The sequence below is a fragment of the Kitasatospora acidiphila genome, assembly GCF_006636205.1.
In the GTDB taxonomy this organism is placed as follows: domain Bacteria; phylum Actinomycetota; class Actinomycetes; order Streptomycetales; family Streptomycetaceae; genus Kitasatospora; species Kitasatospora acidiphila.
Genome location: NZ_VIGB01000003.1, coordinates 7,227,856 through 7,243,309, shown reverse-complemented (window position 1 = coordinate 7,243,309; position 15,454 = coordinate 7,227,856). Strand labels below are relative to the sequence as shown.

At 72.1% G+C, this 15,454-nt stretch carries 10 protein-coding genes and 1 pseudogene; 6 read left to right on the top strand and 5 right to left on the bottom strand.

Features of this window, described 5'->3' with window-relative positions; genetic code table 11:
* Positions 1 to 71: 71 nt before the first annotated feature.
* From E6W39_RS34255 to E6W39_RS34245, 3 genes are all read right to left on the bottom strand, one after another.
* Positions 72 to 2,507, bottom strand: a complete 2,436-nt coding sequence (locus E6W39_RS34255) for a glycoside hydrolase family 65 protein (protein ID WP_141636782.1) — start codon at positions 2,505 to 2,507, stop codon at positions 72 to 74.
* A gap of 247 nt (positions 2,508 to 2,754) precedes the next feature.
* On the bottom strand, positions 2,755 to 3,204 hold the full coding sequence (locus E6W39_RS34250) for a universal stress protein (RefSeq protein ID WP_141636781.1): 450 nt from the start codon (positions 3,202 to 3,204) through the stop codon (positions 2,755 to 2,757).
* Positions 3,205 to 3,388: 184 nt separating this feature from the next.
* Positions 3,389 to 4,069: a helix-turn-helix domain-containing protein gene (locus E6W39_RS34245; protein WP_141636780.1), complete on the bottom strand. Its 681-nt coding sequence runs from the start codon at positions 4,067 to 4,069 to the stop codon at positions 3,389 to 3,391.
* A 211-nt stretch (positions 4,070 to 4,280) separates the two neighbouring features.
* On the opposite strand from E6W39_RS34245, the gene E6W39_RS34240 reads away from it, so the two are divergent.
* The gene (locus tag E6W39_RS34240; protein ID WP_141636779.1) at positions 4,281 to 4,766 is read left to right on the top strand and encodes a GreA/GreB family elongation factor; all 486 of its coding nucleotides are present in this window, start codon (positions 4,281 to 4,283) and stop codon (positions 4,764 to 4,766) included.
* Positions 4,767 to 4,805: 39 nt separating this feature from the next.
* Here the strand turns inward: E6W39_RS34240 and mobA are convergent.
* Positions 4,806 to 5,428, bottom strand: a pseudogene (gene mobA / locus E6W39_RS34235) (molybdenum cofactor guanylyltransferase); the annotation flags it as partial.
* A gap of 264 nt (positions 5,429 to 5,692) precedes the next feature.
* Between mobA and E6W39_RS34230 the strand changes: the two are divergent.
* From E6W39_RS34230 to E6W39_RS34210, 5 genes are all read left to right on the top strand, one after another.
* On the top strand, positions 5,693 to 6,559 hold the full coding sequence (locus E6W39_RS34230) for a hypothetical protein (RefSeq protein WP_141636778.1): 867 nt from the start codon (positions 5,693 to 5,695) through the stop codon (positions 6,557 to 6,559).
* Positions 6,560 to 6,936: 377 nt separating this feature from the next.
* Positions 6,937 to 9,225 (top strand): FdhF/YdeP family oxidoreductase, encoded by a 2,289-nt coding sequence (locus E6W39_RS34225; protein ID WP_141636777.1) that lies wholly within the window; start codon positions 6,937 to 6,939, stop codon positions 9,223 to 9,225.
* Between the two features lie 106 nt (positions 9,226 to 9,331).
* On the top strand, positions 9,332 to 10,168 hold the full coding sequence (gene fdhD / locus E6W39_RS34220) for a formate dehydrogenase accessory sulfurtransferase FdhD (RefSeq protein ID WP_141636776.1): 837 nt from the start codon (positions 9,332 to 9,334) through the stop codon (positions 10,166 to 10,168).
* A 5-nt stretch (positions 10,169 to 10,173) separates the two neighbouring features.
* The gene (locus tag E6W39_RS34215) at positions 10,174 to 11,100 is read left to right on the top strand and encodes a LysR family transcriptional regulator (RefSeq protein WP_141636775.1); all 927 of its coding nucleotides are present in this window, start codon (positions 10,174 to 10,176) and stop codon (positions 11,098 to 11,100) included.
* 229 nt (positions 11,101 to 11,329) lie between these two features.
* Complete coding sequence (locus tag E6W39_RS34210) at positions 11,330 to 13,051, top strand: FUSC family protein (protein WP_141636774.1); 1,722 nt, start codon at positions 11,330 to 11,332, stop codon at positions 13,049 to 13,051.
* A 3-nt stretch (positions 13,052 to 13,054) separates the two neighbouring features.
* Here E6W39_RS34210 and E6W39_RS34205 read toward each other — a convergent pair whose 3' ends face one another.
* The gene (locus tag E6W39_RS34205) at positions 13,055 to 15,364 is read right to left on the bottom strand and encodes an FdhF/YdeP family oxidoreductase (RefSeq protein ID WP_141636773.1); all 2,310 of its coding nucleotides are present in this window, start codon (positions 15,362 to 15,364) and stop codon (positions 13,055 to 13,057) included.
* Positions 15,365 to 15,454 lie beyond the last annotated feature (90 nt).

Sequence of the window (15,454 nt, the reverse complement as noted above, 5' to 3'; positions counted from 1 at the left end):
AGCCCCCTACTCCGACTCGGTGAAGGCGCTGGCAAGCTCAGGGTCCCCGGCCATGCCCGAGGAATGGTGGCTCACAGGGCGAAGGTGTGGCTGCCGCCCGGCGGGACCAGCACGGTGGTGCTGCGGAAGCGGACCGGCACCGGGGTCTGGTGGTCGGCCGGGAGGCTGACCGTGGCGGTGTGGCGGTTCACGGCGATCCGGATGCCCCAGTGCCTCCGGTAGTGCAAGTCCAGGGCCAGGCTGCCGAGTTCGGGGGGCAGCTGCGGGTCCAGCCAGAGGGCGTCGTCGCGGAGCTCCAGGCCGGTGTAGCAGCGCTGCAGCAGGTCCACCGCGCCGGCCATGGCGCCGAGGTGGATCCCCTCGGCGGTGGTGCCGCCCTGCAGGTCGAGAAGGTCGCTGGTCAGCGCGTCCCGGAAGAACCGCCAGGAGCCGCCGCGGTCGACCCGGGTCAGCACCCAGGCGTGCACCACGGCGCTGAGGGTCGACCCGTGCACGGTGCGGCGCAGGTAGTACTCGGTGGTGCGGCTCAGCAGTTCCTCGTCGGCCGGGTAGCCGAGCCGGCGCAGCAGGTCGCGCAGCTCCGGTGGGGAGAAGAGGTAGGCCAGCATCAGCACGTCGGCCTGCTTGGAGGCCTTGTAGTTGTTGACGCTGTCGCCCTCGGCCTCCAGGATCCGGTCCAGCCGCCGCGGGTCGGGGTAGCGTCGCCGATAGCCGTCCCAGTCGAGTTCGGCGAGCCGCTCATAGCCGTCGAACTGGCTGAGCACTCCGTCGTGGAACGGCACGTGCAGCCGGCGGCCGACCTCCTGCCAGCGGTCCAGCTCGGTGCCGCCCAGGGCCAGCCGCTCCAGGAGTTCGGCGCGGCGGTACCCGGGGAGCAGCTCGACGCACTCCAGGGCGCGCGCCAGCACCCAGGAGGCCAGCACATTGGTGTACGTGTTGTCGTCCAGTCCCGGGCGGTCCGCCCACGGGTAGGCATCGTGGTACTCGTCGGGGCCGAGCACCCCGCGGATGGAGTAGCGCTCCCGCTCCGGGTTCCACCGGGCACCGGCCGACCAGAAGCGGGCGATCTCCAGCAGCATCTCGGCGCCGGTGGTGGCCAGGAAGTCGAGGTCCCCGGTCGCCTGGTAGTACTGCCAGATGTTGTACGCGATGGCCGATCCCACGTGGCGCTGCAAGTGGGTGTGATCGGGCAGCCAGCGGCCGGACAGCGGGTTGAGGTGCAGGCGCTGTGACTCCTCGCGGCCGTCGGTCCCGCTCTGCCACGGGTACATCGCCCCGCGCAGCCCCGCCTGCCGCGCCAACTGCCGTGCGGCGTACAGGCGTCGGTGCCGGTAGCGCAGCACCGCCCGGGCCAGCTCCGGGAAGCGCAGGTTGAGCACCCGCAGCACGAACAGCTCGTCCCAGAAGATGTGCCCCCGGTAGGCCTCGCCGTGCAGCCCTCGGGCCGGAATGCCCGCGTCGAGGTCGGTGGAGTGCTCGGAGTAGGTCTGCAGCAGGTGGAACAGGTTGAGGTGGAGTGCCATGGCGCCGTCGAAGTCGGCCTCGATCCGGCAGCGGCGCCACAGTTCGGCCCAGCGCGCGGCGTGGGCGGCGGCCAGCTCGGCGAAGTCGGCTGCCCGGGCGGCCAGCCACTGGACGGCCCGCCGCGGTGCTCCGATGGCCGGGTCCCGCGAGGTGGCGACGGCGACGGTCTTCTCCACGGTGACCGGCCGGCCGGCGGCCAGTTGCAGGGTGAGCAGTTCGGCGGCCCAGCCGGGGCGCAGCTCGGCGGTCCGTTCGACGTCCAGCGGAGTGCCGTCCTGGTGCACCCGGTGGCGGACGGCCAGCGCGATGGCCAACGGCGCGTTCTCGGTGACCACTTGGAGCCAGAACACCCCGTCGTCGGTCCGGCCCTGCCCGTCGGGGCGCAGGTGGCGGCTGGTCAGGCCCCGGTAGCGGGCGACACCGGTGTTGGCCACGGTGCCGTCCAGCGCTGAGCGGATCTCGACGGTCCCGGACCAGTTCACCGCCCGTAACTCGGTCTGCAGCGCCACCAGATGGGGCTGCGCCTGGCTGGCGATCCGCCGCTGGACGAGCCGGGTGCGCCGCCCGCTGCCGTCCACCACCAGCAGTTCGCGGGTCAGCACTCCGCGGCGCAGGTCCAGGTCGAGCCGCTGCTCGGCCGGCGGCCCCGCGAACCACTCGCCGCCGGTCGGACGGAACGAGAACGCCTGCCAGTCAGGGCAGTTGACCAGGTCTTCGTTGACCACCTCGCGGTCGCCGACGGGTGAGGCGGCTCGGTCGTACACGCCCGCCAGGTAGGTGCCGGGGTAGTGGATGCCGTCGGCGTGCGACTCGGGCGCGGCGGCCCGGCTGACCAGGTACCCGTTGCCGATCGCGCAGAGCACCTCGCGCACGCCCTCCTCCGACGGCTCGAACCCCTCGAAGCGCAGGTGCCACGGGTCGCTCGACCGCGCCCGCTCGGCAACCGGGCCGGGCGTGCCGCCACCACGCACGCCAGCTGCCATCGCTGCACTCCTTCGGCGCTCCTTCAGCGGTCGGGGCTCGGCCGTGCGGCCCCGCTCTCCATCGTGCGCACCGGCGGGCGGAGTGCGCGCGGTGGGCCGGGTGCGCACGGTGGGCCGGGTGCGCGCGATAGCGGGTCGGCGGAGGCTGGAGTCGAGGGGTGCCCCCGGCGGTTTCCGACGGAAGTGACTCGATCAGTTTCTTCGGGCCTGACCTTCTTCGGGCCTGACCTTCTTCGGGCCCGGCCGCTCAGTCCGCGTGTTCCGGCCGGACGATCACCACGGGGCAGGACGCGTGGACGGCACAGCGCTGGCTGACCGAGCCCAGCAGGGCGCGCGCGAAGGCGCCGCGGCCCCGGTTGCCGACCACCAGCACGTCCGCACCGTCCGCCGCCGAGATCAGCGCGTCGGCGGGGTTGCCCCGGACCATCAGCCGCTGCACCGGCACCGGTGGCTGCCCGCCGAGGGTCTCCGCCAGCTCGGTATCGAAGTTCCGGCGCGCGAGCTCTTCGTCCATCCGGGTGTCGACGGCCGGCGCTCCCCAGCCGTAGTCCATCGGGACCTCGATCGCACCGACCGCGTCGATGGTGCCGCCGATCCGCTCGGCGTAGCGCACCGCCCAGCGCAGCGCGGCCCGCGAGGAGGGCGAGCCGTCGATGCCGACCACCACTCTCGGGGGTGCCGACTCCGCCTCGGTCATTCCGTTCACCTCGCCTCATCGCTCGGACGCACTCATGGGTCAAACGCATTCATCGGGTCCGACACGCTCATCTGGTCCGACACGCTCACCGGGTCGTCGGACACACTCCACGCTGCGCCCGGGCGCCCTGGTCCGCCAGCAGGGGGCGACACCGCTCGCCGCACTGCCTCACGTGCGGGGCCGGTCAGGTGGCGCCCCGCAGGCTGGTGACCCGCCGGCCGGTGACCTGGCCGGGGCGGATGCGGATCCACAGCGGCCGTTCCCCACCGGCCCATGGCTGTGCGAGGGCCTCGTCCCGCAGTCGCCGCACCTCGTCCGGATCTGTCACTCGTTCGGCGGTGCCCATCAGCAGCACGCTCCAGGCATGGCTGTGCTGCTCGTCGATGCGGTCGGCCTGGAAGGACACCTCCGTGCCGTCGTGGACCGCGGTCGCCGCCCGGGGGTCGGTCCGGTAGACGATCGTCTTCCGGTCGACCGCGTAGTTCACCGGGAACACGGCGGGGCCGGGATGCGTGGGCAGGGCGATCCGGCCCACGCCATGGGTGCCGAGCAGGTCCCAGCACTCATCCTCGGTGAGCCGGATGACCGCCGGATGCGGCGCGGGAGCACTGCGCCCCGGCGGCAACTCGGCGCGCCCTTCGAGGAGTTCCCCGTACGACAGCCCGAGAGCCGACGCGATCCGCATGAAGCCGGCCGAGTCGAACGCCGGTCCGGCCTTAAGCAGGATCTCCAGATAGTGGGGCGACATGCCCGCGTCGCGCGCCAACTGTTCCGGGCTGAGGCCGAGCTGCGCCCGGCGGTCGGCGACCCGCGCGGCGATCACCTCGGGATCGTGCTCGATGTCGGGCCCGGGGGTCGTCTCCATCGGGTCTCACCCTCTCGTCGTACCTGGTCGCGGCATGGTGGCTACCAACTCAGCGTGCTGGACGGCACCGTCGAGCACCACCCGTCGTCGAGCACCACCTGCCCCGGGCGCCATGACGCCGTAGCGCCGTGACGCGACCGGGCGATATGCTCCGTCATAACCCATTTGTGCCGCTTCATCCGACTGCCCTGCCGACACCACGGGAGCAGAAGTGACCACTGGACCCGCCGGCCCCGCGCCGATCAGCCCCGAAGCCCGCCGAGCGCTCGAAGCAGAACTCGCCGACGCACGCACCGAACGCGCGGCGGTCGCCGCGACGCTGCGGGGCGGGGAGGGTGTGGGTGATCGGGCCGACGAGGCCGACGAACTGCAGCGGGTCTCGGACCTGGCGCGGCTGGACCGCCGGATCCGCGAGATCGAGGGGCGGCTGACGGAGGGCGCCATCGCCGGAAGCCCCCGGACGGGCACGGTCGGCATGGGCAGCGCGGTCACCCTCCGGTTCGCGGACGGCGTCACCGAGACCTTCGAGATCAGCGAGATCGCCAACGAGATGGACGACTCCCTGGTCACCGACGACAGCCCGCTCGGGCTCGCCCTGCTCGGCCGCCGGGCCGGGGAGACGGTGGAGTACGACACGCCCGGCGGCCGGATGAGCGCGACGGTGGTGTCGATCGGGCAGGGGCGGCAGCAGGCCTGATCAGTCGCCGGGCGTCGTCGTCTCCCGCTCGATCTCCCGCTCGCTCTCCCGCTCGCGGGCGTGGGCGAGTTCCTCCCAGGTGTCGCAGTCGTAGGCCGCCTCGTCGGGTCGGCCAGCCGTGCGGTGTCCAGTGGGGCGACCAGGCGGCGCAGCGGGCGGCCGGCGGGCGCGCCCAGCGCGGCGAGCGAGGCGCGCAGCGGGGCGGTGCGGTAGGCGGCGGCGAGCGGCTGGTCCCGGCCGGTGGCGTCGACCAGCATCACGGCCTCGGCGTCGTCCAGTGCCGTCAGCAGCCGTTGCACGGTGCGGCGGTCCAGGAACGGGAGGTCGGCGGCGAGCAGCAGCACTCGCTCGGCGGTCACCAGGGAGAGCCCGGCCGCGACTGCCGCGACCGGCCCGCCGCCCGGGGGCTGCTCACGGGTCCAGGTCACGGCGTCCGGCCCGGCCTCCCCTCGTCCGGTCTCGCGCTCAGGACCCACCACGACGGTGGTCCGCGCATCGACGCAGGCCTCCAGCACCCGGTCGAGCATGCTGCGCCCGCCGACCGTCAGGCCCGGCTTGTCCACCCCGCCCAGCCGCTCGGCGGCGCCGCCGGCCAGCACGAGCGCGTCGAACTCGGGCTGGGACAGGGGCTCGGGCATGGGCTCGGGCTCGAACTCGGGCATGGGCTCGGGCTCGGGCATAGGCACTCCTCGACTCGTGGCTGTCCTCGCCGTCGATTGTCCCGCGCCCAGACAACCGGCTGGCAAGATCACCCGGCCACGTAGCTGATCTACCTGACGGTGTATGACTATGCGGGCAAGCGCCACGCCGATACGGTCTCGGCGGCGTGCGATCGACACTGCGGCCCACTCTCAGGCCGCTCATCAAGGGGGGCACCAATCAGCAAGCGTCATCGCGCTCTCAGCAGCGCCATCGGAACACTGCTCATGGCCGTCGGTCTGGCCGCCGGCACGGGATCCGCGCATGCCGCGACGGCAACCTGCCAGACGCCCACCCAGTTCGGAGGCAGCCCGGCAGGCCTGACCGTGCAGCGTCTGGACCCGGGCCAGTCCGTCGACAGCCCTGGCAAGGACCAGACCATGCAGGGCGGCCTGCCCGGCCAGAACCCGGTCACCCGGCTGGTCATGCAGGCCGACGGCAACCTGGTCGTCTACCTGCTGAAGGACGACGGCTCCCAGGGCCCGGCGATCTGGAGCAGCGGGACCTGGGGCAACCCCGGCGCCTACGCCGTCTCGCAGACCGACGGCAACTTCGTGGTCTACAAGCAGGGCGGCGGCACGAGCACCGGCGGCGCCCTGTGGAGCAGCCAGACCTGGGGCGGCAACAACTCGGCCAGGATGCTGGCGGACGGCCAGCTCTACGTGCCCACCGTGAACGGGATCGGCTGGACTTCGGGCACCGGGGAGGTGGGCTCGCAGTACTGCCCGGAGACCTCTGTGCAGCCCGGCCAGGATCCGACGGCACTCGGCTACGTCAACCGCGGCCAGTGGGCTCAGTCGCCCAATGCCTGGCTGGTCATGCAGTACGACGGGAACCTGGTGGTCTACCGCAAGCGGGATTCCGCGGCGATCTGGAGCTCCGGCACCGCCGGCTCCGGCGGGACCGTGGCGGCCATGCAGAACGACGGCAACCTCGTCATCAGCAAGCCCTACTCACCCGACGTGTGGGCCACTGGCACCTACGGCAACCCGGGTGCCCGTGCGGTCTTCCAGACCGACAGCAACCTGGTGGTCTACCGCAAGGACGGCGCCGCCCTCTGGGCCACCGGCACCTGGCAGGCGGCCAACCAGTAGTCCCCGCTATGGATTTGGTGCAGTGCCCCTGCTTGGCCTGCGGGGTCGATGACGGCCGCAGGGCCGCTCCACGCCCGGGCGCACCACCCGAGAGCCCCGCTGCCACATGGCGCGGGGCTCTCGCCATTTCCAGCCAGAGCGAGAGCACTAGCCGCTCGATCGGTGCCGCCTATCGCCAGCCGCCCCTTCACTCACCCCGAACCCACTTCGTGATAGGCACCGCTTATCACACCATCGCTGCCACCTCTTTGACATGCCGTCTCGAATGCGCGGAAACTCTCGTCGGCGGATGCGCGGAAGCCACTGCGGAACCGCAGCGGAACCGCAGCGGGAAATCAGCGGGAGAGCTGCGGAAGCGGACAAGGACGGTGCGGACGATGACCGGCAACGAGGACCCGAGCGACCACCTCACCGTCACCCCGCCCAAGACCTGGGCCACCGGCCTGCCCGCGGTGGCCCATGCGCTGGAGTACTCGCTCTCCCAGACGTCGGTCCGGCGCACCGCGCTGACGCTGCTGAACGTCAACCAGGTCAAGGGCTTCGACTGCCCGGGCTGCGCCTGGCCGGAGCCCAAGCCGGGCCGGCGGCACCGCAACGAGTACTGCGAGAACGGCGCCAAGCACGTCAACGACGAGGCCACTTCGCGCCGGATCCACGCCGACTTCTTCCGCGAGCACTCCATCGCCGAGTTGGACGGCAAGTCGGACTACTGGCTCAACCAGCAGGGCCGCCTCACCGAGCCGATGGTCAAGCGCCCCGGCGCGACCCACTACGAGCCGATCGGCTGGGACGAGGCGCTCGGTCTGCTCGCCGGCGAGCTGCGGGCGCTGGACTCCCCCGACCAGGCGCTGTTCTACGTCTCCGGCCGGTTGAACAACGAGGCCGCCTTCCTACTCCAGCTGTTCGCCCGCGCGTACGGCACCAACAACCTGCCGGACTGCTCCAACTTGTGCCATGAGTCCAGCGGTTGGGGGCTCCGCCAGTCGCTGGGCATCGCCAAGGGCAGCGTCTCGCTGGACGACATCCACAACAGTGACCTGATCTTCGTGGTCGGCCAGAACCCGGGCACCAACCACCCGCGGATGCTCTCCGCGCTGGAGGAGACCAAGCTGCGCGGCGGCCGGATCGTCGCGGTCAACACCCTGCCCGAGGCCGGCCTGATCCGCTTCAAGCACCCGCAGAAGGCGCGCGGTGTGATCGGCCGCGGCACCCCGATCGCCGACCAGTTCCTGCACATCCGGGCCGGCGGCGACCTCGCCCTCTTCCAGGCGCTCAACAAGCTGCTGCTGGAGGCCGAGGACGCGGCGCCGGGAACGGTGCTGGACCACGCCTGGATCGAGCAACACAGCACCGGCTTCGAGGAGTTCGCGGCCCACGCCCGCTCGATCTCCTGGGACGACATCCACGCCGCCACCGGACTGAGCCGCGCCGAGATCGAGCAGGTGCACCAGCGGGTGCTGGCCAGCAGCAGCGCCATCGTCTGCTGGGCGATGGGCATCACCCAGCACAAGCACGGCGTGGCGACCATCCGGGAGATCGCCAACTTCCTGATGCTGCGCGGCAACATCGGCAAGCCCGGAGCCGGCGTCTGCCCGGTGCGCGGCCACAGCAATGTGCAGGGCGACCGCACCATGGGCGTCTGGGAGCAGATGCCCCAGCCGTTCCTGGACGCCCTGGGCCGCGAGTTCGGCTTCACCCCGCCGTCGCACCACGGCCTTGACGCGGTGCGGGGCATCCAGGCGATGCTGGACGGCGACGCTCAGGTTTTCGTGGGAGTCGCGGGCAACTTCGTCCGGGCCACCCCGGACAGCGCCGTCACCGAGCGGGCGATGCGCAACTGCCGTCTGACGGTGCACATTTCGACCAAGCTCAACCGCTCGCACACGGTCTGCGGCGAAACCGCGCTGATCCTGCCCACGTTGGGCCGCAGCGACCGCGATGTGCAGGCGAGCGGCGAGCAGTTCATCACCGTCGAGGACTCGATGAGCGATGTGCACGCCTCCCGCGGCACGTTGCCGCCGGCCTCCCCGCAGCTGCTCAGCGAGGTCGCGATCGTCTCCCGACTGGCCCGTCTCACCCTCGGCGAGCAACCGGCCATCCCCTGGGAGGAGTTCGAGGCGGACTACGACGCGATCCGCGACCGGATCTCCCGAGTCGTGCCCGGGTTCGAGGACTTCAACGAGCGGGTCCGGCAGCCCGGCGGCTTCAACCTGCCGAACCCGGTGAACCACGGCACCTTCCCGACCCCCAGCGGCAAGGCGGTGTTCAGCCGCAACGCCTTCGAGATGCCGCTGGTGCCCGAGGGCCATCTGCTGCTGCAGAGCCTGCGCTCGCACGACCAGTGGAACACCGTCCCGTACGCACTCGACGACCGGTACCGCGGCATCCACAACGCCCGCCGCGTCGTCATGGTCAACCCGGACGACCTGGCGGAGCTCGGCATCGCCGACCGCGCGGTGGTGGACCTGGTGAGCGTGTGGCGCGACGGCGTCGAGCGGCGCGCAACGGGCTTCACGGTGGTCGCCTACCCCGCGAGCCGCGGCTCGGCCGCCGCGTACTATCCGGAGACCAATGTGCTGGTCCCGCTGGACAGCACGGCCGACGTCAGCAACTGCCCGACCTCCAAGGCCATCGTGGTCCGCCTGGAGCCGACCCCCGCCGCCTGAGCCTTAGGCTTCACAGCGCCATAGGCTGCACAGCGACGGCACCCCCGCAGGGCGTAGGACCCGCAGGACGTAGGGCGTAGGACCCGCAGGACAGAAGGAGCGAACGATGGGCCGAGTGACCGCGCGACGGCGGGTGCTGCGCTTCAGGGACGGCGCGTTCTCCGAGCGGCCCGACACCCTCGCCGCCGAGGAGCCGATGGAGATCCGGGTCGGCGGCCGTCCGCTCACCGTCACCATGCGCACGCCCGGCGACGACTTCGACCTCGCCGTCGGGTTCCTGGTGAGCGAGGGCGTGCTGCACCGCGCCGACCAGGTGGCGGGCATCCGCTACTGCGCCGGTGCCACGGCGGACGGCGGCAACACCTACAACGTGGTGGACGTCGCCCTCGCCCCGGGCGTCGCCGCCCCCGACGCGTCGCTGGAGCGCAACTTCTACACCACCTCCTCCTGCGGGCTGTGCGGCAAGGCCAGCCTGGACGCGGTCCGCACCACCGCGGCCTGGACCGTCGCCGAGGACCCGCTGCGCACCACCCCCGAGGTGCTGTCCGCCCTGCCCGACCGGCTGCGGGCCGCCCAGCGGGTGTTCGAGGCCACCGGCGGCCTGCACGCCGCCGGCCTGTTCAGCGCCGACGGCGAACTGCTGGTGCTGCGCGAGGACGTCGGCCGGCACAACGCGGTGGACAAGGTGGTCGGCCACGCCCTGCGGGAGGGCCTGCTGCCGCTGCGCGAAACCATCCTGATGGTGAGCGGCCGGGCCTCCTTCGAGCTGGTGCAGAAGGCGGTGATGGCGGGCATCCCGATGCTGGCGGCGGTCTCCGCCCCGTCCTCGCTGGCCGCCGATCTGGCGGCGGAGAGCGGGCTGACCCTGGTCGGCTTCCTGCGCGGCACCTCGATGAACGTCTACACGGGCACCGAGCGGCTGCAGCCCGTGCCGGTGGGCTGACCCGGATGCTGTTCCGCCAACTCGAGTACCTGGTGGCGCTGGCCCGGGAGCGCCACTTCGCGCGCGCCGCCCAGTCCTGCTCGGTCTCCCAGCCCGCGCTGTCCGAGGCGATCCGCAAGCTGGAGGAGGAGCTGGACGTGCCGCTGGTGCGGCGCGGCCGCAGCTACCAGGGCCTCACCCCCGAGGGCGAGCGCATCGTCCTGCGGGCGCAGCGGATCCTGGCCGACCGGGACGCGCTGCGCGACGAGGTCGGCGCCCTGCGCAGCGGCCTGACCGGGCGGCTGCGGATCGGCTCGGTGCCGACCGCCTCCGGCGCCGCCGCGCTGCTCACCAGCCCGTTCTGCGCGGCGCATCCGCTGGCCACCGTCGAGCTGCTGACCGACCTGCGCTCCACGGACATGGAGCGGCGGCTGCGCACCTTCGAACTCGACGCCGGGATCACGTACCTCACCGACGAGCTCGGGGACGGGTTCCAGACAGTCCCGCTCTACCAGGAACGGCATGTGCTGCTCACCAGCGCCGTCGACGAGCTGGCCGACCGGCCGACCGCGACCTGGGCCGAGGCGTCCAGGCTGCCGCTCTGCCTGCTGTCGCCCTCGATGCAGGGGCGGCGGGTGATCGACGAGGTGTTCGCCGAGGCCGGGCTGCGGCCGGAGCCGAGGGTGGAGACCGACTCGGTGGCGGCGCTGTTCGCCCAGGTCAGGACCGGTCGCTGGGCCAGCATCGTGCCGTACGCCTGGCTGCACGTGTTCGGCGTGCCGCACGGCATGCGGGCGGTGCCGCTGGTCGAGCCCAGCCGGTCGGTGCCGATCGGGCTGGTGATCAGCGATCGGGAGCCGACCTCGGTGATGGCCCGCGCACTGGCCCGGACCGCCCGGCAGCTGGCCCTCGCGTCCGTGCTGGAGCAGCTGCCCGGTGCGTCCCCCGAGTGAGCGCGGCGCGTTGTGATCGTCCCCGGAGTGAGCGCGGCGCTGTGATCGTCCCCGGAGTGAGCGCGGCGCTGTGACGGCGGACTCTCGCTGCGTTGTGACTGCAGGCTCCCGCGTTGTGGTGACGACAGACTCCCGCGACGTCGTACCGGCAGACTCCTGCGGCGTCGTACCGGCGGACTCCTGCGGCGTTGTGGCGGCAGACTCCCCGGACCGGTGCTATACACCCGATATGCCCCCTTTTGCAGCGCCTGCGGGCGGCTGGCGGCGCGCGCTGGTGCGGGTGCTCTCGCCGCGCGGCGCGCTCGCCCTGCACCGGGTCGAGGGTGCCGCGCTGTTCGCGCTGCGGGCGGCGCTGGCGATGGCCCTGCCGGCGCTGCCGCTGGTGCTGAGCGGGCACGCCGACCTGGCCGTCTACGCGATGCTCGGCGCCTTCACCACCACCTTCGGGCGCAACCTGCCGTACCGGCGGCGCGGTCCGGTGCTCGCGGTGGTCGCGCTGGCGATGACGGCGTGCGTGGCCGGCGGCTCCGCGCTGGCCGCGGCGGCGCACCCGCACGCGGGCGGCCTCGGGGCGGCCCTGGTGGTCCTGGCGATGGCCGCGGTGGCGGGGCTGGCGAAGTTCGCCTGTGACGCGGCGCGGCTCGGCGGGCTCGGCGCGGTGATGCTGCTGTTCTCCTTCGCGGTGGCGGCCAACGGCTCACCCGACCCGGCCGAGCTGCTCCCGCAGATCGCCGCCGCCGCGCTCGGCGCCGCGCTGGCCTGGGCGCTGGCGATGGCCGGCCGGCTGGTGAGCCCGGAGCATCCGCAGCGGCTCGCCGTGGCCGCCGCGCTGCACGCCGTCGCCGACCTGCTGGACGGCAGCGGCAATCGGGCCCGGGCGACCGTGGCCGTGCTGCAGGCGTACCAGTCGCTCGGCAGCGCACCGCCGACGGCCGCCGCGCGCTCGGACGAGCGGCCGGGGCTCTGCCTGCACCTGGCCGACCTGTCGTGGTCGCTGCTGATCGGTTCCGCCCGCCGGCCGCGTACGGACTTCGCCGCGCTGGCACCGTATCTGCGCCGGCAGGCCCGGCTGCTGGCGGACTGGCGCCGCCGGGCGCCCGCGCTGCTGCCGCAGCTGTCGGTGCCCGTGACGGCGGCTCGGGCCCACTGGTCCAGGGCGTCGGCCGATCCCGGCACCCGGTCCGCCGCCGAACTGCGGGCCGCGGAACTGCTGACCGGCAGGCAGCGCAGTCACCACAGCCGGTTGGCGGTGCTGGTGGTCCCGGCGCTGCGGATGGTGCTGGGCGCCGGGATCGCGGGCGCTCTGGCGCTGGCCCTCGACCTCGGGCACGGCTACTGGGCCGCGATCTCGGCCGCCGCCGTGCTGCACTCGGTCGACGTCCGCACCGCGGCGCAGCGGGCCGTCCAGCGCACCCTGGGCACGGCCGCCGGGCTGGCCATCGCACTCGCGGTGCTGGCGCTGCATCCGACGGCGACCTGGCTGGTGCTGGTGATCGTGGCACTGGAGTTCCTGCTGGAGTACCTGGTCGCGCGCAACTACGGCCTGGGCGTGGTCTTCCTGACGCCGTTGGCGCTGCTGCTCTCCGATCTCGCCTCCCCGACCTCCACCGAACGGCTGCTCCACGACCGGGCGTTGGGCAGCGTGCTGGGCATCACCGTCGGCCTGCTCTGCGCCCTGCTGGTGGTCCACGACCAGGCGGCGGTCCGGGTGCAGCGGGCGCTGGCGGCCTGCCGGGAGGCCACCGACCGTGCGGAACAGGCGCTGACCCATCGCACTGAGCAGCAACTCCCCGCCATCCAAGCGGACTTGGCCTCGGCGGTGGTGGAGCTGCGGGCGGCCGACAGCGCGGCGGCGGGCGAGCTGTGGCCGGCCGAGATCGACCCGGCCCGGCTCGCGGCCGCCGAGCAGCGCGCCTACCTCCTACTGGAACGACTCAGCCGGCAGCGGTGACGGTCAACCGGCAGCGGTGATACTGACCTTGAGGTGCTTCATGATCGGCTGGTCGCTCTCGGTGCTGTAATCGCCGAGCGCGCACAGCACGTTCATCTCCGGCATGTACCCGAGTGCGCTGCCGCGCGGCAGGTCGTACGGGATCGCGAGGTAGCCGCTGAGCGAGCGGGTGCTGCCGTCGCGGGCGTGCGCGACGATGTCGACCGGCTTGAGCTTTCCGATCCCGCGCTCGCGCATGTCGTGCTTGTTCATGAAGACCAGCTCGCGCAGGTTCTTGACGCCGCGGTAGCGGTCGCTGTCGGAGTAGATGGTGGTGTTCCACTGGTCGTGCGAGCGCATGGTGCCCAGCGCCAGCATGCCCGCTTCCGGGACCACGTCCGGCAGCGGTGAGTTTGAGAACTCGGCGCGCCCGGACGGGGTGAGGAAGACCAGCTCGCGGGCCGGCTGCTTGATCCGGAAGCCGAGCGGCAGCCGTACCCGGCGGTTGAAGTCCTCGAAGCCGTCCAGGACTCTGGCCATGGTGTCGCGGATCCGGTCGTAGTCCTCGACGTACCACTCCCACGGGGTCTCGCTCTCGGGGAGTGCGGCGCGGGCCATGCCGGCGATGATGGCGGGCTCGGACAGCAGGTGCGGCGAGGCCGGCTTCTTCATTCCGACCGACAGGTGCACCATGCTCATCGAGTCCTCGACGGAGGTGCTCTGCAGCCCGCCGCGCTGGTGGTCCTTCTCGGTGCGGCCCAGGCACGGCAGGATCAACGCCCGCTTGCCGTGCACCAGATGGCTGCGGTTCAGCTTGGTGCTCACCTGCACGGTCAAGTCGCAGCTGCGCAGCGCCCGGTAGGCCAGCGGGCTGTCGGGCACGGCGAGCGCGAAGTTGCCGCCCATGCCCACGAACACCTTGATTTCGCCGCGCTGCATCGCCCGCAGCGTCCCGACGGTGTCCAGGCCGTGCTTGCGCGGCGGGTCGATCCTGCAGACCTCCGCCAGCCGGTCCAGGAACTCCTCGGCGGGCCGGTGGTCGATGCCGCAGGTGCGGTTGCCCTGCACATTGCTGTGACCGCGCACCGGGGACGGGCCGGCCCCCTCGCGACCCAGATTGCCGCGCAGCAGCAGCAAGTTGACGATTTCCCGGACCGTGCTGACACCCTGCTCGTGCTGGGTGACGCCCAGGCACCAGCTGATGATGCTGCGGTCGGCGTCGCGGTAGATCCGGGCGGCCTTGAGGATCTCGGACCGTGCGATGCCGGACTGGCGCTCGATCTCCTCCCAGGAGGTGGTCTCGCAGAGCGCCTTGTATTCCTCGAAACCGGTGGTGTGGCGCTCGATGAACTCGACGTCCAGCGCCTTGGAATCCGACTGCGCCTGCTCCAGCACGGCCTTGGCGATGCCCCGGAGCAGCGCCATGTCGCCGCCGATCCGCACCTGGAGGTTCAGGCTGCCGGTCCGGGTCGACTTGAACAGGGCCATGTCCATGAAGTCGTGCGGCACGATCGCCTTGCGCGCGGCCGCCTCGACCATCGGGTTGATGTGCACGATCTTCGCGCCGCGGTGGTGGGCCTCGACCAGCGAGGTGAGCATCCGGGGCGCGTTGGAGGCCACGTTGACGCCCATGATGAACAGCGCGTCGGTGGCCTCCCAGTCCTTGAGGTCCACCGTGCCCTTCCCGGTGCCGAGTGACGCCTGCAGCGCCCGGCCACTGGCCTCGTGGCACATGTTGGAGCAGTCGGGCAGGTTGTTGGTGCCCAGCTCGCGGGCCATCAGCTGGTAGAGGAAGGTGGCCTCGTTGCCGAGGCGCCCGGAGGTGTAATAGGCGGCCTGGTTGGGGTCCTCCAGACCCCTCAGAGCCGCCCCGACCACCTCGAAGGCGTCCTTCCAGCTGATCGGCACATAGCGATCCGTCTCCGGGTCGTACGCCATCGGCTCGGTCAGCCGGCCCTGATCCTCCAGCGCGAAGTCGCTCCACCCGAACAGCTCGCTGACCGTGTGCTCCGCGAAGAACTCCCGGCCCACGCGCTTGCCGGTCATCTCCCAGGTGACGTGCTTGATGCCGTTCTCGCAGATGTCCAGCTTCAGGCCCTTGGTGTCGTCCGGCCAGGCGCACCCGGGGCAGTCGAACCCGCTGTTCTCGTGGTTCATCTTCATGACCGCTCGCGGCCCGTCCACCAGTTCGCGCTCCCGCAGCAGCACCTTGGTGACGCTCTTCGCGGCCCCCCAGCCGGCCGCCGGATGGTGATACGGCTCGAACTCCGGCTCCCCGGTCGGCACGGGCCCCACCCGGTGCTCCAGCTGCTGCTCGTCATCGGAGGCGTTCACAACACTCACCCTTCGGCCGTGCGGACCCCCGGCCAGGCTAAGCGGCTCCCCCACCCCCTGCCACGCGACTCGCCCGCTTGCGGGCCCCCC